Below are 18,487 nucleotides of genomic sequence, written 5' to 3'. Positions count from 1 at the left end.
GACAGAATTTTTAAATCTTTGCGCTAACATTGGCAGATTGCGGGTTAATTCCGACTTTTGCCTTCAAACGACATCAATAATGAACGAAGACAAATTATTCGAACTGCTTTTTTACTGCCTTCCCGCTGCAATCACCGCGGTTACGGTTTACGGAGTTTTCAACAATTTCATGAAGAACGACGAAAATAAAAGACGTTTCGCGCTGTTGCGACAGAACCGACAGGATTCGCTTCCGTTGAAATTACAGGCGTACGAGCGCATGACCTTGTTTTTGGAGCGCATCGACCCGGCAAAAATCCTGATTCGCGTCGCTCCGATTTCAGACAAGAAAGAAGATTACGCAAATTATGTGGTCGCCCAGATCGACCAGGAATTCGAGCACAACCTGACCCAACAGATTTACATGAGCGACGAATGTTGGGGCGTTGTCGTCACGGCCAAAAACGCTACCGTTCAATTGTTGCGCAAATATGCGGCCCAGGCCGAAGTCACCGATGCCGACAATCTTCGCGAAGCCGTGATAAAAGGATCGTTCGACAATCCGAGCCCGAGTACGGCGGCGCTGGCTTACATCAGGAATGAAGTCAGGGATTTGATATAAAAGCAAGCCTCCAAATACGGAGGCTTTTCTTTTTCGATCAAGTAAAAAAAAGCCTCCCAAACTGGAAGGCTCTTAAAAACTTCTTTTTCATCAATTCGTCCGGATCGCGTGGGCGACACCGGTAACCGTATGGGTTTGCATGTCTTGTCCGACGTAAGTTCCGCTGAAATTCAGGTCTACATATTCGCCGACCGCACCAACGCTGGTCAAATTGAACACGATATCGTTCGTCGTGCCCGAGAAAATGTATCCCAAAGTGCCCTCGAGTGAAAATTGTGCCGTCGAATACACACCCGGAACGTTCGTGTTTCCGCTGTAGATGTAAAGCGATTCGAATCCGTTCGGTGTGTTCGGGGTTTCGTTCCAACCCGAAATGGTTAGGCCGTTCACCTGGCCTTGTCCGCCGAGATAGGCGCTCACTTCCTGTACGATATATACTGTCGGTTCATCGTCTACCTGGTAAGAAATGAATTCGTCGATCGCATTACAAGTCTGGATATTGCCGACGTTGGTCACAGGAGTCGTGAACGTGTACGTGATCGAATCGGTTTCCTGGAAGTTCGCCAAATCGACAGCCTGCAACGTAAAAGTCTGTCCCGGACTACACACCAAAGTCGTGAAACTGAAATTGCCGTTGGTCACGTTCGCCCAGCTCGACGTATTTCCGTAATGCATGTAGATATAGCCGTTGGTGACGTTATTCCCGTCGCAATCCTGAAGCGTCCCTTCGACCAAAGTCGTTTGTGCCGAACCACCCGAAACCGTAAGCGTAACCGAAGTAGCCGATGAAATCGGGGCTTGGGTCGCCGTGTAAGCGATACCTCCGCAGATGTCGTAAACAGTAATCGTTAGAGTTTCGTTTGCAGGAACCAATCCGCTGACTTGTCCGTTCATACTCGTGTAGCCGATATTCGGCCAATTCCAGCCTCCGAACGTGATGCCTACTCCCGCATTTGCGATGGGATTTCCGTCGGCGTCGTTGACAGTTATGGTGAGTTGTGTCGTCGGGAACGGAGCATCGCAGTTCCACCATGAGAAATGGGAAGCCTCACCAACGTATTTGTTTCCTTGGCGAATGGCCACACCGTCTTCTTTCCACCAACCTTTGGCAGCATCGAAATGCCACAACGGAATCGTGCTTGGAGCCGATGCCATCTGCGCATTATCGATCGCGACCTCGATACCTGCCGGATGTCCTTCGGCCGGTTGCAGGATCTGTCCGCCGCTTCCGCGAAGTTCTACGTTGATCATACCGAAAGTCTCGAGCGCGGCTTCGTTTCCGTTTTCGCGTTCGGCGTACAACATGCCTGGCATAAGGCTCGAAATGTTGTCATCAGACGGTTTCAGATGGAATACCGAAACCGAAACGTCTCCCGAATACGCATTTCCGTTTTCGTCCTCGAACGATCCGTCAAAAAGGATTTTGCTGCCCGAATCGGTCGTGACCTCACTTGAAGCTCCAGAAGATACGGTTGCGGTCGGCGTGTTCGGAACGAGCATGATTTTCACGCTGTTCTTGCCAGAAGTCGGCACAAGCGAGCGCGAACCCTGGAAATAACCCATCTTGTCGACGGTCATATACGCGAATTTTTCGTGTACCGAAGCACCGTTGATCGCGAACATGCCGCGCTCGTCGGTTTGTGTGGTCGTCGAACCGATTTTTACCGTCGCTCCGGAAACCGCCTGGTTGTTGACGTTTACGACCTGTCCGATAAAATCTCTTGAAACGGTAGCGCCGAAATTCTGTTCGAAATCGGATCCCGACGGCCCGCCGTTGTTGTTTCCGTCATCTTCGTTACAACTCACGAAAAGGCTCGCGGCGCAAAACAAGGCTAAGAGTAATTTGGTCTTTTTCATACGTTATGGTTTTAGTTGATAGTAACCAAACAGTTGAAAATGGAAATACCCTACCGTAGAAAATTCCAAAAAATAAAATTCCAAATACCAATGTTAAATCGATGCCTCATTCACTTCACTCATTCTGCGTGTAAACTTAGTATTCCGGTCCAGTAACGGAAATATTTGGAATTTGGAATTTGGAATTTGGAATTTGGAATTTGGAATTTGCTGCTTGGAATCCTACAACTCCTTCACCTCACTCATGATCTCACTCTTATTCTGCGCGTACTCATACCCTTGCTCCCACCATTTTTTCATCGCGTCCTTATTGAAGACCAGCGCGTTTGTGGTAAGCGAAGTCGGTGTGTAGAAAATATTGAGTTTGACGTTGTTGTTCTTGGCCGAAAGTTTTCCGATCGTGATGTCGTGCTTTTCGACCTGATCGAGCAACGTCCCGAACAAATCGACCATTAGCGAGAATGGATTTTTACCGACGGCCCTCGGCGAAGTCAAGGTTTCAGTCTCCAAAACGACGACGTCTACTTCGGTCGCGCCTCTTTGGATGGCTTCACGGATCGGGACAAGTGCCGAAAATCCGCCGTCTCCGTAAACCGATTTGCCTTTTTTGACGAGGCTCATGAACGGCACGTAATTGCATGAAATCCAAATCCAATCGCAAAATTGATCGTACGAAAAATCCTTGATGCACTTGTATTCGCATTCGTTTTTGGACAGGTTCGTAACCGTGACGACGATGTTGCAGGCCGAGTGTTTGAGTTCTTCGAATTCGGCCCGTGTAAAGCTTTTGCGAATGTATTTGCGCAGCTTCTTGCTTTCGCCGAACGTCTTTCTTCCGCGCAGGAATTGCCAGATCACGTTGAAGTGGTTGATCGCGACGGTTTCCACGCCATCGCGTTTTTTGACGATAAACGGATTCACGTTGAAGATCTTGTCCATCGTGACATTGGTGTAAATCCCGTGAATCTTTTCGACTTTGCCAAGCGCCAGGTGCGGAATCAACAAACTTCCCGTCGATGTGCCGAGCAACAAGTCATACTTATGGCCTTTGACTTCCATCAGGTATTGGGCGACGCCGCCTGCGAAAGCGCCTTTGCTTCCGCCTCCGGATATTACGAGCGCTCTCATTTTTCGTCGATTAAGCGTTGAAGTTGGGCTTTTTCGTTTTCGGGCAATGTCGGCAGCAATTCCTCGTAGAATTTGCGCGTGTTCTGCAATTTGAGCTTTTCGCGGATCTTGTCGCGTCCGTATTTCGAGAATTGCCATTTGTGGTGTACGGTCGCATTGACGAGCAACGGCAGCACGTTTTTGTCGCCTTTATCAATGTACAACAGTTTTTCGATCGCATCCTGTCGCACCGATGCTTCTTCTCCGGCCTGCGCATAACCAAAAAGTTCGTCGTAATAACCCGCTTTTTTTTCGAGTCGGTATTCTTTTGTCGACAATGCGAGCGCGAGCCACAACAGCCGGATATTCTTGTCGTTCATGCCGATGCGCCCGTCCATCTTGTCGAGATATTTCGCTCGGTTTTCAGGGAAATCACGACACAATGCGTTAAATGCGATCTCTTGTGTGATGTACGATTTGTCGTCGAGCAGCGTTTCGTATTGCGCCTGGAATTCCGCCGGGATTTTCTTGGTCGTACGTGCGACGGCTTGGCGTACGTTGACCTCGTTGGTCTTCATCGCCAAATCGATCAGCTCCTTTTTTTGTTCGAACGGCACGTCTCCGACCAAATAAACGACTTGTTCCTTGATCGGGAAATACGCATCCGAACGCATCAAATCCTCGAACGCCGATTTGTTTTCGGCGAACGGTTGGCTTCCCATCTCGCCCGTTTCGAAATACTTTTGCATCGAGGCGTTCTTTTTCAAAAGTCCGATCGCTTCGTTGACTTCGAATCCGGCGGTTTCCAACCATCGTTTCTTGAACGCCGCCACGTCGTAATTCGAGACTTTGGCGATCTCGTTAAGGAAATCGTCGGTTTCCACATTTCGGAATTTGTATTTTTCGAGATACGTCTTTACGGCTTTCCTGAAATTATCGGCACCGACATTCTCGCGCAAAACATGCAACGCCCACGCGCCTTTCTGATAAAAACTAAGCGAACTCGCCTTTTCGTTCATCACGGGAATCGTGTCGGTTTTGGCCGCCTGTTGCAGGTTGATGGCCATATCGTATAATTTGGAGTAGAAATAATCGTCACCGAAAACCTCACGTTCGCCCAAAAGTGCGTAATACGTCGCGAAACCTTCCTGCAACCAATGGTGCTTGCCCGATTTTGCCGTGACCACGTCTCCGAACCATTGGTGCGCGAGCTCATGTCCGTTTACGTTCACGTAATTGCGGTCGTTGAACGCTATGTCGTCACAAACGTAATCGCGAGTGAAAATCGTGGCCGTGGTGTTTTCCATTCCGCCGTACAAAAAGTCGCGCACCGGAATTTGTCGGTACACGTCCCAAGGATAATCGAACTGGATTTCCTTCTCGAAAAAATCGAAAATCTGTTTGGAATAGCGATACGTGGGTTCGAATTTGGACGCATCGCCGGGTTCTATATACAATTCCGAAGGCGTTCCCGATTTGGCGACCACGTCGTGCCGTTCGAATTTCCCGATGGCGAGCATAAGCAAATACGAACTCATCGGTTGTTTCATCTGGAAACTCCATTTGGTCGATTGGCCGTCGCTTGATTTGCTTTGAAGCGAACCGTTCGAGATGACTTGGTAGGCTTTATCGTAAGTAATCGTCAATCCGAAAACGACTTTCTCGTTTACGTCGTCAAAACTCGGAAACCAATGGCTCGTGTATTTTCCCTGTCCTTGCGTCCAGATTTGATGGTCGTTTCCGGCCGTGACGAAATACAGCGTCTGTTTGGGTTTGGCCGAATACTGCAGCGTAAGTACGTTTTTGCCTTTTTTGTAACCTTGGAAAAGCTTGAGTTGTTTGGCCGAATGCGCGAATTTGACGGCTTTTCCGTTGATTTCCACTTCCGAAAAATCCATATTCTGGGCATCGATGAAAATCGTATCGGGCTTTTTGGCCACGTCGAATTCATAACGCGCCTCGCCTTTTATCGAACGGTTGGCATAATCGGGGAAAAGATTTCCGTTGGCCGTTTTGAAATCGACCGGATTCGGCACCTGTGCAAAAATAGAAGTGCCGAAAAGCAGCAAAAAAATGTAGTTGGATCGCATCACGGTAAAAATAGAAAAACGCGCGCAATCGGAAAAGCCAAAAACTACGGTGTCTTTTTAACAGGGTTGATTCGCGCTTTCAACGATTCGAAGTCCGATTCGATGCGTTCCATGATGTGTTCGATCTCGTGTTGGCCGACCAATTGCGGTTTCCCGAACACGATGCGCGAAGTATGAGGCACGATCAGGCTGTCGTCTTTGGGCATCGCTTTTCCCATACCGCTCATATAGGCCGGAATGTAATGCACGTGCGGACGCGCTCTAAGAACGTGTGCGATTCCGGGTTTTAACGGTTGCCGCACTTCGGGTTCTCCACGCGTGCCTTCCGGGAAAAGCACGAGCGAATATCCGTCGTCTATGGCTTTTATCATACGGTTGATCGGATCGTTTTCGGGGTTGTCTTTGTCGCGTTTACGTTGGATAAGCAATGTATTCACGAAATAATTGACGAGTTTTTCCTTCGTTTTCGTCTTTCCGAAATGATCGGCGGCCGCAACCGGACGTACTTTGTGCAACACAGAACGCGGCAGAGACGCCATGATCGTCATCGTGTCGAGATGGCTGTTGTGGTTGGCCGCGACGATGAAGATTTCGCCCGCCGGCGGAAATTCGGGCGCGTCGAAATTCACGCCGACGAACAACCTCAAAAACGGACGCAATGCCCATTTGTACGTAAAACGCAAAACGTATTTCTGCATATCTAATAAGCGAGATAATAAACGAGGTGAAAGAAAACCGGAGCCGTGTACGCGAGCGAATCGATACGGTCCAAAACGCCTCCGTGTCCCGGAATCGACGTACCCAAATCCTTGACTCCGATGTCGCGCTTTACCGAAGACATCACGATATCGCCCACGAATCCTGAAATCGCAAGACCGAAACTTACCAAAGCGCACGTCAACGGTTCGAGAGGTGTCAGGAACGCAAGGAAATATCCGATGACGGTCGTCGACAAAATACCGCCGATAAAACCTTCCCAAGTCTTGTTCGGGCTCACTTTCGGGATAATTTTGTGTTTGCCGAGCAATTTTCCCCAAGTGAACTGCATCACGTCGTTGATTTCGGTGAGGAAAACCAGAAACAGCAGCAATCCTCGGCCACCGCTTTCGAACGTCGGGATTTCGGGCAACGACAACAAATACGCCATGTGGCTGATTCCGAAAACCGTGAGCATCAACACCCATTGCAACAGCGACATCGATTTGATGATATCGTCGGTATCGCCTTTGAGTACGAGACGCATCGGCAAAAACAGGAACATTACCACCGGAATGAAGATGATGAACGCGCCGTACCAACCGATATACGCGAGATAATACTGGATCGGGATCGCCAAAAATGCCCAAAAGACCGCACGCCTGTCCGAATGCCTGAAATCGAGTTGGGAATACAGTTCGCGGAACGCAAAAAACGACAGTAACGCGAGTGCGCAATACGAAATCGTGCTGTTGATAAGCGTCGCTCCTATGAAAATCAACGACATGAACCACCACGAACGCGTCCTGGCCTTGAGTTCTGTGAGATTGGCTTTGGATTTTATCAATCCCATGACGAAAAACAGCAGCGTCGCGAAAATCAAAATCGCGAAAATCAGGGAAACGACGATCATGAGGTCGTTCTTTTGCCAAAAATCGAGGCGGAAAATCTTATCCATTGTCTACGGGGAAATTGGTGTTGAGATAGTTGGAGATTTTGGAAAGCCGACGGAAACACGTCACGACCAATCCGACATTCATCACGATCAGCGCATACCAAATCGCGGGAACGTAAAACAAAGCCACGACACAAGCCAGAGTCAGCAAGGCCATTCGATGTTGCTTGGCCATAGGCCCGATGAAATAATGAGGCGTTCCGAGCGATGCGCCCAAAGTGCGGATGTAAGCCGTCGCAACCGAAAGACAAACCGCTACCCACGCGAGCGTCATGCCAAATTGCATATCGGTTACGGCATAACCCGCGCCGATCAGGATCAACGTGTCGCTCACGCGGTCGGGCACTTCATTGTACAATCCGCCGACAGCCGATTTCTTGCCGTATTCTACCGCGACCATACCATCGAACAAGTTCATCACCAAACGACCCTGGATACCGATTATCGCAAGCGGGAACGCGACGAATCCGCTAAGACCGCAATCTTTCCAAAGTACGAAAGCGACAAGCGAAACCGCTGCGAATACGATACTGAGGACCGAAATGAAATTAGGCGTCAATCCCGCCGATGCCAATGCCGCTGCGGTTTTACGTGCCCAACCCGAATCTCTTGAAGCAATCGGGCGACGGCTTGAGTTTTGGTTTTCCATGTGTCCAAAATAGGAAAAGTTTTTGGGAAATGACGGAAGGTATTTTGAGGTGGAAAGATTGCAAGAGTTTGAGAATTTATGATTTGAGGCAGAAAAACTATAATGATGTTGTTTTTGGGAAACGTAATTTTAGATCGGTGCCGACGACATTTCGATTTTCGACTTTCGACATTTCACTATATTCGCATACGATTCCCATGGCCGACTTACTGCAAACTCCTATCGAATACCTCAAAGGCGTCGGACCGGCGCGCGGACAGCTATTGCGCAAGGAATTGGGGATTTCGACGTATGCCGACCTCGCGAATTTCTTCCCGAACCGCTACATCGACCGCACGCGATATTACAAGATCAACGAGCTCAACCAGAGCAATGCCGAAGTACAGATCATCGGCAAAATCGTACACGTCAAAACCGTCGAGCAAGGCAAAGGCAAACGGTTGGTCGCCAGTTTCGCCGACGATACGGGTCAAATGGACCTCGTTTGGTTCCAGGGCATCAAATGGATTCGCGAAAGCATCAAGATCGGCGTTCCTTTGGTGGTTTTCGGAAAGGCTACGGCTTTCAACGGATTTTACAACATCGCGCATCCCGAAATGGAACTGCTCACCGAACACGAACAAAGTCTGCGCACGGCTTTGCAACCCGTTTATCCGTCGACGGAAACCCTTACCAATCGCGGCATCAGCAATCGTACCGTGAATAAAATGATGCAACAATTGTTTTTGGAGACACAGGCGAATTTTGCCGAAACGTTGCCCGAACAATTGCTTAAGGACGCGCATCTGATCCCGAAAAAAGCCGCGATGTTCAACATCCATTTCCCGAAAAGTACCGAGGTTTTGGCTAAGGCGCAATTTCGCCTCAAATTCGAGGAACTGTTCTTCATCCAATTGCAGCTGATTACGAAAAACCTGATCCGCAAGCATAAAATCAAAGGCCATCCGTTTAAACAAGTCGGCAAATACTTCAACGATTTTTATCAAAACCACCTGCCGTTCGAACTCACTGGCGCCCAAAAACGCGTGATCAAGGAAATCCGCAACGACATGGGCAATGAGGCCCAAATGAACCGACTGCTTCAGGGAGACGTAGGTTCGGGCAAGACGATGGTCGCTTTGATGAGTATGCTGATCGCGCTCGACAACGGTTTCCAAAGCTGTCTCATGGCGCCGACCGAAATCCTCGCGAACCAACATTTCAAAGGATTGAGCGAAATGGCTACCGGATTGGGAATCAATATTAAAATCCTCACGGGTTCAACCAAAGCTCCAGATCGGAAAATCATTCACGAGGAACTTGAAAACGGTTCGTTGCACATCCTGATCGGTACGCACGCGTTGCTCGAAGACAAAGTCAAATTCCACAATTTAGGTTTGGCCGTGATCGATGAACAACATCGCTTCGGAGTCGAGCAACGGTCGAAACTGTGGAAGAAAAACGACATTCCGCCCCATGTTCTGGTGATGACCGCCACTCCTATTCCGCGTACGCTCGCGATGAGTTTGTACGGCGACCTCGACGTTTCGGTCATCGACGAGCTTCCGCCGGGACGCAAACCTATACAAACGGTTCACCGATACGACGCCAATCGCCTCAAAGTGTGGAAATTCATAAAGGACGAAATCGCGAAAGGACGACAGATTTATATCGTGTATCCGCTTATCGAGGAATCATCCAAAATGGATTACAAAGATTTGATGGACGGATACGAAAGCATCTCGCGCGATTTCCCGTTGCCGCAATATTCGGTTTCCATCGTCCACGGAAAGATGAAACCCGCCGACAAGGACGCCGAAATGGAGCGCTTCTCAAAAGGCAAGACGAACATCATGGTCGCCACGACGGTGATCGAGGTCGGTGTGAACGTGCCCAATGCTTCGGTGATGATCATCGAATCGGCCGAACGCTTCGGATTGTCGCAACTACACCAGCTAAGAGGTCGCGTCGGTCGCGGTGCCGAACAGAGTTATTGTATTTTGATGACGGGACACAAGCTTTCGCACGATTCCAAAACGCGTATGGAAACCATGGTGCGCACCAACGACGGTTTCGAAATCGCCGAAGTCGACCTCAAGCTGCGCGGCCCTGGCGACATGATGGGAACGCAACAAAGCGGCGTTTTGAACCTCCAGATCGCCGACATCGTGCGCGACCGTGACATTTTGGCCCATGCGCGCAATTTCGCCTTCGAAATCCTAAAGGACGATCCGGCGATGCAAAAACCCGAACATGCTACGATGCGTCAGGTGTATATGGAATTGACGAGGAAAAAGAATATCTGGAATTATATCAGTTGATTTAAAACAGAACGGATTTCTACTTTTCGGGCTTAAAACAAACCAAACACAAACCGCTGTATTTCAGAAAATTAATTCTGACAGTGCAAAAATTAACATCCAACCGTTTAAACCTTTACCAAAAGCCTTCGTCTTATTGAGTTTTCCAGCAACAACGCGGGATTTAGCTGTTTCCCAAACAGTTGTTAAATAAAAATTAACACTCCCGAAAACCGTTTTGCATTCGCTTAGATTTGTACGTGAAACTCACATTCGCTCCCACAAAAATGAAGGTTAAATACATTGTTTATACACTTTTGGCCGTAGGTGTCGGCGCTTTGGTTTTCTATCGGATTTCGGCCAACAAAGAAGCCAAGAAAGAAGACAAAGGCCCGAAGAAACCACAAACGGTCGCCGGCGTCATTGCCAAGCCTCAGGATTTTGACAATAACTTATCGCTTTCGGGTTCGATCGAAGCCAACGAATCGATAGACGTGCGCAGTGAAGTCGCCGGAATCGTAGAGAAAATCTTTTTCAGTGAGGGTATGGTCGTCTCTAAAGGCCAAATCCTTTTTAAAGTAAACGATGTAGAGCTGCGCGCCCAACTTTCGAAAGCACAGACCGCACAGCAATTGGCGTCTGAAAACGAAAGACGCGCCAAACTGCTGCTCGAGAAAGAAGCCATCAGCCGTGAAGAATACGACATAGCAAGCGCCGATTTCAAATCCGCGAAAGCCGAAACCCAATTGATACAGGCGCAACTCGGAAAAACGTCGGTACGCGCCCCTTTTTCGGGCAAAATCGGACTGCGCTCGATTTCTCCCGGAACATATGTGACGGCCGAAACCATCGTCGCCAAACTCGTAAACAGTTCCGATGTGAAAATCACGTTTTCTGTGCCCGAGAAATACGCATCCCAAATGACGCTCAATTCAACTGTGGCCTTTACCATTGCCGGAAATACCGATACTTTATCGGCCAAAATCTACGCGATTGAACCCGAAATCGCCGTAGACACGAGAACGTTGAGGATGCGCGCGATTGCCCAAAATCCCAATGGAAAACTGCTTCCGGGAACATTTGCGAATGTGCAGTTGCCACTTCAAAAAATCAAGGACGCCATCGTGATTCCTACCGAAGCCGTCGTACCGATCCAAAACGGAAAAAAAGTATTTATCTCGGATAACGGAAAAGCCAAGGAAATCAAGGTCGAGACCGCGACGAGAACCGATGCCGAAATCCTGATCCTTTCCGGTCTTAAAGCCGGCGATACCGTAATCACGACCGGTGTCATGACACTCAAGGACGAAGCGCCCGTAAAAGTCCGAATCCAAAAAACGACCAAATCATGAGCCTTTCGACGCTGAGTATCAAACGTCCGGTGTTGACGATCGTGATGAATCTGGCGATCATCCTTTTCGGCGTGGTCGGATTCACGTATTTGGGTGTGCGCGAATTTCCGTCGATCGATCCTGCACAGATTTCGGTGCGCACGAATTACACGGGAGCGAACGCCGACATCATTGAATCCCAGATTACCGAACCGCTCGAAAAAGCGATCAATTCGATAGACGGAATCCGAAACATCACCTCGTCGAGCAACCAAGGCTCGAGCAACATCACGGTAGAATTCGAGCTCGAAAAAAATCTTGAGGAAGCCGCGAATGACGTGCGCGACAAGGTTTCTCAAGCCGTGAGAAGTTTGCCTCAGGACATCGATGCGCCGCCCGTGGTTTCTAAAGCCGACGCCGATTCGGAACCGATCATCACGATGACCGTACAAAGCGATTCGCGCGACCCGCTCGAACTTTCCGATTATGCCGAAAACGTGATTGCCGAGCGTTTGCAGACGATTCCGGGCGTTTCCTCGGTACAGATTTGGGGACAGAAACGCTATGCGATGCGCATCTGGCTCGACCCTGAAAAACTCAATTCATACGGTGTTACCGTTTCGGACGTACGCACCGCTTTGGACGCACAGAACATCGAACTTCCGTCGGGAAAACTCACGGGAAAGAATACCGAGTTGCTCGTCAAGACAATGGGAAACCTGTCTGAACCCGAGCAATTCAACAACATCATCATACTGGCGCAAGGCGAAAAGATCGTGCGCTTGAGCGACGTTGGTTATGCCGAACTCGGTCCCGAAAACCTCGAGACGAAAATGACGTCTTCGGGCTTGCCGCTCGTCGGTTTGGCGATCGTGCCGCAACCTGGGACGAATTACATCGACATCGCCGACCAATTCTACAAACAATACGACCAGCTAAAAAAGACGCTTCCGAAAGATTTGAAGCTCAACATCGCGATCGACAATACGGTTTTCATCAAGAAATCGGTGACCGAAGTGGTGGAAACGTTAGGAATTGCGCTCGTGCTCGTCATCCTGATCATTTACCTGTTTTTCCGCGATTGGGCGATTGCGTTCCGACCGTTGATCGACATTCCGGTTTCGCTTATCGGGACGTTCTTCATCATGTATTTGTTAGGGTTTTCGGTCAACGTTTTGACGCTTCTCGCTATCGTTTTGGCCACGGGGTTGGTCGTCGATGACGGAATCGTCGTCACCGAAAACATTTTCAAGAAAGTCGAGGAAGGCATGTCTCCGATCGAAGCGGCGATTCGCGGTTCGAACGAGATTTTCTTTGCCGTGATCTCGATTTCGATCACGCTTGCCGCGGTTTTCCTTCCGATCATTTTCCTCGAAGGTTTCGTGGGGCGATTGTTCCGGGAATTCGGCGTCGTGATCGGCGCGGCGGTCCTGATTTCGGCCTTCGTTTCCCTGACGCTCACGCCAATGCTCAACGCGTACCTGATGAAAGGAGGCGAACAAAAAAAATCCAGATTCTATAAATTCACCGAACCCTATTTCGAAAAACTCAATTCAGGCTATGCCGCATCACTGCAAAAATTCATGGGCAGGCGTTGGCTGAGTTTTCCGATAATCGTCGTGTGTATAGGATTCATCGTGTTGTTTTACACGATACTTCCGAAAGAGACCGCGCCTTACGACGACCGCAGTTTCGTGGGGATGAACATTACCGGACCTGAAGGCGCGACCTATCAATACATGGATCGTTTCATGACCGAAATGTCGCAATTGATAGACGATTCGATTCCCGAAAAGAAAGTGTCGCTCGTGATCACTTCTCCCGGTTTCGGGTCTTCTTCGGTCAACAGCGGACGCGTGAGGATCGCACTCACCGAACCAGACGAACGCGATCGCACCCAAAAGGAAATCGCCGACAAGCTTACCAAATGGACCAAGCGTTACCCCGAGGCCAAAGTCAGCGTTTCCGAGCAACCGACGATTGCGGTGAACCGTCGCGGCGGATTCCCGATCCAATACATCATTCAAGCGCAGGATTTCGAGCAATTGCAGAAAAAGATTCCCGAATTTATGGACGAAGTCAGCAACGATCCCACGTTTTCGAATTCCGATGTCAACCTCAAGTTCAACAAACCCGAAATCAACGTGACGATCGATCGTGAAAAGGCCGAAAGTCTTGGCATTTCGGTTATGGACATCGCCCAGACGTTGCAACTTTCGCTGTCGGGACAACGCTTCGGATATTTTATGCGAAACGGCAAACAGTATCAGGTCATGGGCCAATTCGAGGAAGTCGACCGTTCGAAACCGCTTGATCTGACGTCTATGTTCGTCAAGAATTCGGCCGGGCAACTGATCCAGCTGGACAACGTCGTAAAAGTCAACGAACAAAGCAGTCCGCCGCAGTTGTATCACAACAACCGTTATATGTCGGCGACGGTTTCTGCAGGTTTGGCTCCCGGAAATTCGATCAGCGACGGTATCGAGGCCATGGATCGCATCAAAGCCAAAGTGCTCGACGATACTTTTACCACCGATTTGGGTGGAGAATCGCGTGATTTCGTAGAAAGTTCGTCGAATACGTTGTTCGCTTTCGGGTTGGCGTTGCTCTTGATTTACCTGATCCTCGCGGCCCAATTCGAGAGTTTCCTCGATCCGTTCATCATCATTTTGACCGTACCGATGGCGGTTGCCGGAGCTTTATTGTCGCTGTGGCTTTTCGGCCAGACGTGGAATATTTTCAGCCAGATCGGAACGGTGATGTTGATCGGGCTCGTGACGAAGAACGGAATCCTGATCGTCGAATTCGCGAACCAGTTGCGCGAACAAGGCAAACCTAAAATGGAAGCGATCATTGAAGCTTCCGAAGCGCGTCTGCGTCCTATTTTGATGACGAGTCTGGCCATTGCGTTAGGTGCTTTGCCGATTGCGTTGTCGTTAGGTGCCGCCGCTACAAGCCGTATCGGAATGGGCGTCGTGATCGTGGGCGGAACGATCTTTTCGCTCGTGCTCACGCTTTACGTGATTCCCGCGATTTATTCGCTTTGGTCAAAACAGCGCGTGCATCGTCCAGAATTCGAACACGCCGAACAATATGAAAAAGAAAGCCAGGCCGCTATATGAGAAGTATTCTTTTATTTTTTATTTCAATTATTTATTTCGGTGCGGACGCGCAAGAATTAATTACGCCCGAAGATGCCGTTAAGATTGCCGTCGAAAACAATTACGACATCCGCATCGCGAAAAACGACCTGAACATTGACAAGACCAACAATACGATCGGCAATGCGGGCATGTTGCCAAGCGTAGTCGGAAGTGTCACCGATAATAACAGCATCCAAAGCAGTTCGCAAACGCGCAGCGACGGCACGACACAGGAACTCGACAATGCGCGTAACAGCAACCTCAATTACGGCGTCGCGCTCGATTGGACGGTTTTTGACGGATTCGGCATGTTCGCGAGATACGACCAACTCAAAGCCATAGAGAAACAAGGACAGGTCGAATTGCAGCTTATGGTCATGACACGCGTTTCGGATGTGCTGGCCGCGTATTACGACCTTGTGCAACAGCAACAACAATTGGCCGCTCTCGATTCTACGCTTATCATTTCGCGCGCACGGGTCGAATTGGCGCACAACCGTTATACGATCGGAAAAGCGAGCAAACTCGAGGAACTCAATGCGCAGGTCGATTTGAACACCGACCAGACCAACCTGTTGCGCGCCAAGGAAATGCTCGCCAATTCCAAGATCGCGCTCAACCAATTGATGGCACGCGATGTCAAGACCGATTTCCGCGTCGCCGATGAAATTTCGGTAGACAATGCACTGTTGCTTCCTACTCTCGAAGATTTGGCTCAAAAACAGAATCCGTCATTACAATTGCAGCTCATCAATAAAAACATAGCCGAATACAACCTCAAGGCCGTAAAAGCCCAACGTTTGCCGGTCGTGAGCGTGAGTACCGGTTATAATTTCGTGGAAACGCGCAACAGCCTTGGGTTTACGTCGAGAACTTCAGCAAATGGTCTAGCGTACGGATTCGCGGCAAGCATGAACATCTTCAACGGATTCAACCAGAACCGAAACGAAAAGGTCGCCAAACTTCAGATCGAGAACTCCAAATTGCTGATCGACCAGCAAACACAGGTGATCTCATCTCAATTGAATTCGGCTTACCAGACGTATCTGACGAACATCAGCTTGATCGAGCTCGAATCGAAAAACGAGCAGATCGCCAAGCAAAACCTCGACATCACGATGGACAAATACCGCATCGGCACGATTCCGACTATCGAATACCGAACGGCCCAACTCAACTATGTGAATGCCCAAGTGCGTCACAGCATCGCCAAGTACAACGCCAAGGTTTCGGAAATCACGTTGCGCGAACTTGCAGGAAACTTGACGTTCTGATTTCGTATTTCCATCCAAAATTTAGAAATTCGCATCGGCCAAGCCATAACCTATAACTCAAACTCAAAACTGCCGAATGCGTTCGTACAACACCAAAGATTGGTTTTCGTTTATTTTCCTGATCCAAAAATCGGACACGTTCCATAAACTGTGGCCACTCATGTTAGGCATCGGCGTTTATTCGGGCGTCATCGGATGGCTTGAAGTGGAATATTGGCAATTGTCCGAGAAAAACTATATCCGGAACATCAATCTGATGCACAACATGCTCGGATTCGTAATCTCGTTATTGCTGGTTTTCAGGACGAATACCGCTTACGACCGTTGGTGGGAAGGCCGAAAATTATGGGGCGGATTGGTCAACAACAGCCGCAATTTTGCGCTAAAACTAGGTGTGATCCTCAAAAATGAGAACGACAAGGCTTTTTTCAGGAAAATGATTCCCGATTACGCGGCCGTGTTGCATACGCACCTTAACGACAGCGAAACCGCACAGCAATTGTTCGACGGTTTAGATTTGGAAATCGACCATCACAAGCACAAACCTAACCAGATCGCGGCCCAATTGTTCGAGCGCGTCAATGCGTTGTATGCCGAAGGGAAAATCACGGGCGACCAATTGATCATCCTAAATGCCGAAATCCAGTCGTTTACCGATATATGCGGGGCTTGCGAACGCATCAAAAACACGCCGATCCCGTATTCGTACAGCGCGTTCATCAAGAAATTCATCTTTATTTACGTATTGACTTTGCCGTTCGGATACGCGTTCAGCCTGGGTTATTATGTAGTTCCCGTGGTCGTTTTCATATTTTACGTATTGGCCAGTTTGGAATTGATCGCCGAAGAAATCGAGGAACCGTTCGGAGACGACGAAAACGATTTGCCTACGCGAAAGATTTCGGAGAACATCCGCAGGCATGTAGGTGAATTGCTTTGATTATTCGTCTTCTGAAGCGAATTCGAAAAACGTAAAAAACGAACCTCCGTATCCTTTCTGGAACGAATAATTGGGCAGGCTTTCCATTTTCGTGTATTTGGAATGCTCGATGACCATCATGCCTTCTGGCGATAACAATCCTTTTTCAAAAACCGAAAGCACGATTTTTTCGAAGTCTTTTTGTGCCATGTCGTAAGGCGGATCGGCAAAAATGATGTCGTATTCGCCCGAGGCTTTTTCCAAAAACGCGAACACGTTGCTTTTGATGGCCGTTATAGGAAAATCGAATTCGGCCGAAGTCTGTTTTATGAATTTGACGCAACCGAAATCGGCATCCACCGAAACGATCTGGCCCGCGCCTCTCGATCCGAACTCATAACTGATGTTGCCCGTTCCCGAAAAAAGGTCGAGCACGCGCAATCCGTCGAAATCGAAATGGTTGTTGAGGATATTGAACAACGATTCCTTGCTCATGTCGGTCGTAGGACGCACGGGAAGATTTTTGGGCGCGCTGATGCGACGGCCCTTGAATTGTCCGGAAATGATCCTCACGATTGGAAAAGTATGAAGTGCTTGCGATTGTCGGCTTCGGTAAACTCGTTGCGCAACTGCAGACGCGAAACGTCGAGAAGCGACACGTGCCTCACATACGTGTAGGCAATCCGGTAACAGTCGCTTTCTTCCGAAATATCTCCCAAAAGCTGCAATTTAAAGAATTCGGGATTCAGGTTGAGCTGTTCGGCCGCAAACAAAAGGTAATAAATAAAGTCTTCTTTGGTCCTGTACTCGAAGGTATTGAACAGCAACAGCTTTTGGTTCTGTACGACCACGAGGTCGAAGCGCTTATCGGTAAAATGTGCGAACACTTGTTTTTCTTCGATATTTTTAGAGGAATCGAGCAATCTGGAAACCAAAATACTGCTCACGTGCCTGTATTCGAAATCGCCGAATTTGTCGATCAGGAAATTGTTGATACCCGAAAACGGAAGATACACGTTGTTCATGCCGTAATTCGGAAGCTCGTCGAACGCCACAAGGTCGGTTTCGAAAACCTTGACGTTGTATTGCAGGTAGCTCCCGAGGAAATTCTCGTCGAACAGCGCCTGTGGCACAAACGTACTCAAGCCGTTTTCGTGCGTGACCACGACCTCGTCGTATTTTTGGTGTAGCTCCTCGTGTTGGGTAAACGCCTTCGAATAAAAATCCTCGGCATTGTGACCGTTGCCCACATCTGTAAAACGGATGTCCTTCATAGACAATATAGTATCACTTAGCGTATCGGTCGTACAGAACGTAAAACCGTCGGGACGCACACGGACACTGAGCTTGCGATAATTCTTTTCGGTGATGTTTGGGCGGTTGACCAGCATGGGGGCGAATTTAGGGAATTTTTTGATTGATTGGTGGTGAATAGTGATTGGTGAATAGTGATTGGTGATTCGTGATTGGTAATTGGTGAAATGTAAAATGTGAAATGCTTGACAAAATGGATCTGTTCTATATATTGACAGAATGGACAGAAAGATCTCGAATTAAAGTTTCCTCCTTCGCTGTCAGGATGTTTA

Annotated in this window: 14 protein-coding genes; 6 read left to right on the top strand and 8 right to left on the bottom strand. The window is 48.8% G+C overall.

Annotated elements, in window-relative coordinates:
* Positions 1-79 precede the first annotated feature (79 nt).
* Positions 80-601, top strand: coding sequence for a DUF7935 family protein (locus HZF10_RS02440; RefSeq protein ID WP_176004590.1), 522 nt, complete (start codon positions 80-82; stop codon positions 599-601).
* Between the two features lie 90 nt (positions 602-691).
* Here the strand turns inward: HZF10_RS02440 and HZF10_RS02435 are convergent, their stop codons facing one another.
* The 6 genes from HZF10_RS02435 to HZF10_RS02410 all read right to left on the bottom strand — a co-directional run bounded on the left by HZF10_RS02435 (position 692) and on the right by HZF10_RS02410 (position 7,955).
* Positions 692-2,458 carry a hypothetical protein gene (locus HZF10_RS02435; protein ID WP_176004589.1) on the bottom strand — a complete coding sequence of 589 codons (1,767 nt, stop codon included), beginning with the start codon at positions 2,456-2,458 and terminating at the stop codon, positions 692-694.
* 222 nt (positions 2,459-2,680) lie between these two features.
* Positions 2,681-3,586 carry a patatin-like phospholipase family protein gene (locus tag HZF10_RS02430; protein WP_176004588.1) on the bottom strand — a complete coding sequence of 302 codons (906 nt, stop codon included), beginning with the start codon at positions 3,584-3,586 and terminating at the stop codon, positions 2,681-2,683.
* Complete coding sequence (locus tag HZF10_RS02425) at positions 3,583-5,655, bottom strand: M1 family metallopeptidase (protein ID WP_176004587.1); 2,073 nt, start codon at positions 5,653-5,655, stop codon at positions 3,583-3,585. Before HZF10_RS02425 ends, HZF10_RS02430 begins: the two co-directional genes overlap by 4 nt.
* A 44-nt stretch (positions 5,656-5,699) precedes the next feature.
* Positions 5,700-6,353: a lysophospholipid acyltransferase family protein gene (locus HZF10_RS02420; protein ID WP_176004586.1), complete on the bottom strand. Its 654-nt coding sequence runs from the start codon at positions 6,351-6,353 to the stop codon at positions 5,700-5,702.
* A 2-nt stretch (positions 6,354-6,355) separates the two neighbouring features.
* Positions 6,356-7,309: a phosphatidate cytidylyltransferase gene (locus HZF10_RS02415; RefSeq protein WP_176004585.1), complete on the bottom strand. Its 954-nt coding sequence runs from the start codon at positions 7,307-7,309 to the stop codon at positions 6,356-6,358.
* A complete protein-coding gene (locus HZF10_RS02410; protein WP_176004584.1) occupies positions 7,302-7,955 on the bottom strand; it encodes a CDP-alcohol phosphatidyltransferase family protein in 654 nt (217 codons plus the stop codon). Before HZF10_RS02410 ends, HZF10_RS02415 begins: the two co-directional genes overlap by 8 nt.
* Positions 7,956-8,152: 197 nt before the next feature.
* Between HZF10_RS02410 and recG the strand changes: the two genes are divergently transcribed.
* From recG to HZF10_RS02385, 5 genes are all read left to right on the top strand, one after another.
* Positions 8,153-10,255, top strand: coding sequence for an ATP-dependent DNA helicase RecG (gene recG / locus HZF10_RS02405; RefSeq protein WP_176004583.1), 2,103 nt, complete (start codon positions 8,153-8,155; stop codon positions 10,253-10,255).
* 266 nt (positions 10,256-10,521) lie between these two features.
* Positions 10,522-11,586, top strand: a complete 1,065-nt coding sequence (locus tag HZF10_RS02400) for an efflux RND transporter periplasmic adaptor subunit (RefSeq protein ID WP_176004582.1) — start codon at positions 10,522-10,524, stop codon at positions 11,584-11,586.
* Positions 11,583-14,687 (top strand): efflux RND transporter permease subunit, encoded by a 3,105-nt coding sequence (locus HZF10_RS02395; RefSeq protein ID WP_176004581.1) that lies wholly within the window; start codon positions 11,583-11,585, stop codon positions 14,685-14,687. The genes HZF10_RS02400 and HZF10_RS02395 overlap by 4 nt, the downstream gene beginning before the upstream one ends.
* Positions 14,684-15,982 carry a TolC family protein gene (locus HZF10_RS02390; RefSeq protein ID WP_176004580.1) on the top strand — a complete coding sequence of 433 codons (1,299 nt, stop codon included), beginning with the start codon at positions 14,684-14,686 and terminating at the stop codon, positions 15,980-15,982. The genes HZF10_RS02395 and HZF10_RS02390 overlap by 4 nt, the downstream gene beginning before the upstream one ends.
* A 76-nt stretch (positions 15,983-16,058) precedes the next feature.
* The gene (locus HZF10_RS02385; RefSeq protein WP_176004579.1) at positions 16,059-16,922 is read left to right on the top strand and encodes a bestrophin family protein; all 864 of its coding nucleotides are present in this window, start codon (positions 16,059-16,061) and stop codon (positions 16,920-16,922) included.
* Here HZF10_RS02385 and HZF10_RS02380 read toward each other — a convergent pair whose 3' ends face one another.
* Both HZF10_RS02380 and HZF10_RS02375 read right to left on the bottom strand, forming a co-directional pair.
* Positions 16,923-17,474, bottom strand: a complete 552-nt coding sequence (locus HZF10_RS02380; protein ID WP_176004578.1) for an RsmD family RNA methyltransferase — start codon at positions 17,472-17,474, stop codon at positions 16,923-16,925. It abuts the gene before it with no gap.
* On the bottom strand, positions 17,471-18,292 hold the full coding sequence (locus HZF10_RS02375) for a DUF3822 family protein (RefSeq protein WP_176004577.1): 822 nt from the start codon (positions 18,290-18,292) through the stop codon (positions 17,471-17,473). Before HZF10_RS02375 ends, HZF10_RS02380 begins: the two co-directional genes overlap by 4 nt.
* Positions 18,293-18,487: the final 195 nt, after the last annotated feature.

This window comes from Flavobacterium agri (assembly GCF_013401995.1).
GTDB lineage: Bacteria > Bacteroidota > Bacteroidia > Flavobacteriales > Flavobacteriaceae > Flavobacterium > Flavobacterium agri.
Note: the sequence above shows the minus strand (reverse complement) of the source record. Positions and strands in the feature narration are given on the sequence as shown.

Bases quoted from the DNA above. Each gene is read 5' to 3' on its own strand.
- HZF10_RS02385 (WP_176004579.1), top strand. From the start codon at position 16,059: ATGCGTTCGTACAACACCAAAGATTGGTTTTCGTTTATTTTCCTGATC.
- HZF10_RS02430 (WP_176004588.1), bottom strand. From the start codon at position 3,586: ATGAGAGCGCTCGTAATATCCGGAGGCGGAAGCAAAGGCGCTTTCGCA.
- HZF10_RS02375 (WP_176004577.1), bottom strand. From the start codon at position 18,292: ATGCTGGTCAACCGCCCAAACATCACCGAAAAGAATTATCGCAAGCTC.
- HZF10_RS02425 (WP_176004587.1), bottom strand. From the start codon at position 5,655: ATGCGATCCAACTACATTTTTTTGCTGCTTTTCGGCACTTCTATTTTT.
- HZF10_RS02415 (WP_176004585.1), bottom strand. From the start codon at position 7,309: ATGGATAAGATTTTCCGCCTCGATTTTTGGCAAAAGAACGACCTCATG.
- HZF10_RS02440 (WP_176004590.1), top strand. From the start codon at position 80: ATGAACGAAGACAAATTATTCGAACTGCTTTTTTACTGCCTTCCCGCT.
- HZF10_RS02395 (WP_176004581.1), top strand. From the start codon at position 11,583: ATGAGCCTTTCGACGCTGAGTATCAAACGTCCGGTGTTGACGATCGTG.
- HZF10_RS02390 (WP_176004580.1), top strand. From the start codon at position 14,684: ATGAGAAGTATTCTTTTATTTTTTATTTCAATTATTTATTTCGGTGCG.
- HZF10_RS02400 (WP_176004582.1), top strand. From the start codon at position 10,522: ATGAAGGTTAAATACATTGTTTATACACTTTTGGCCGTAGGTGTCGGC.
- HZF10_RS02420 (WP_176004586.1), bottom strand. From the start codon at position 6,353: ATGCAGAAATACGTTTTGCGTTTTACGTACAAATGGGCATTGCGTCCG.
- HZF10_RS02410 (WP_176004584.1), bottom strand. From the start codon at position 7,955: ATGGAAAACCAAAACTCAAGCCGTCGCCCGATTGCTTCAAGAGATTCG.
- HZF10_RS02435 (WP_176004589.1), bottom strand. From the start codon at position 2,458: ATGAAAAAGACCAAATTACTCTTAGCCTTGTTTTGCGCCGCGAGCCTT.
- recG (WP_176004583.1), top strand. From the start codon at position 8,153: ATGGCCGACTTACTGCAAACTCCTATCGAATACCTCAAAGGCGTCGGA.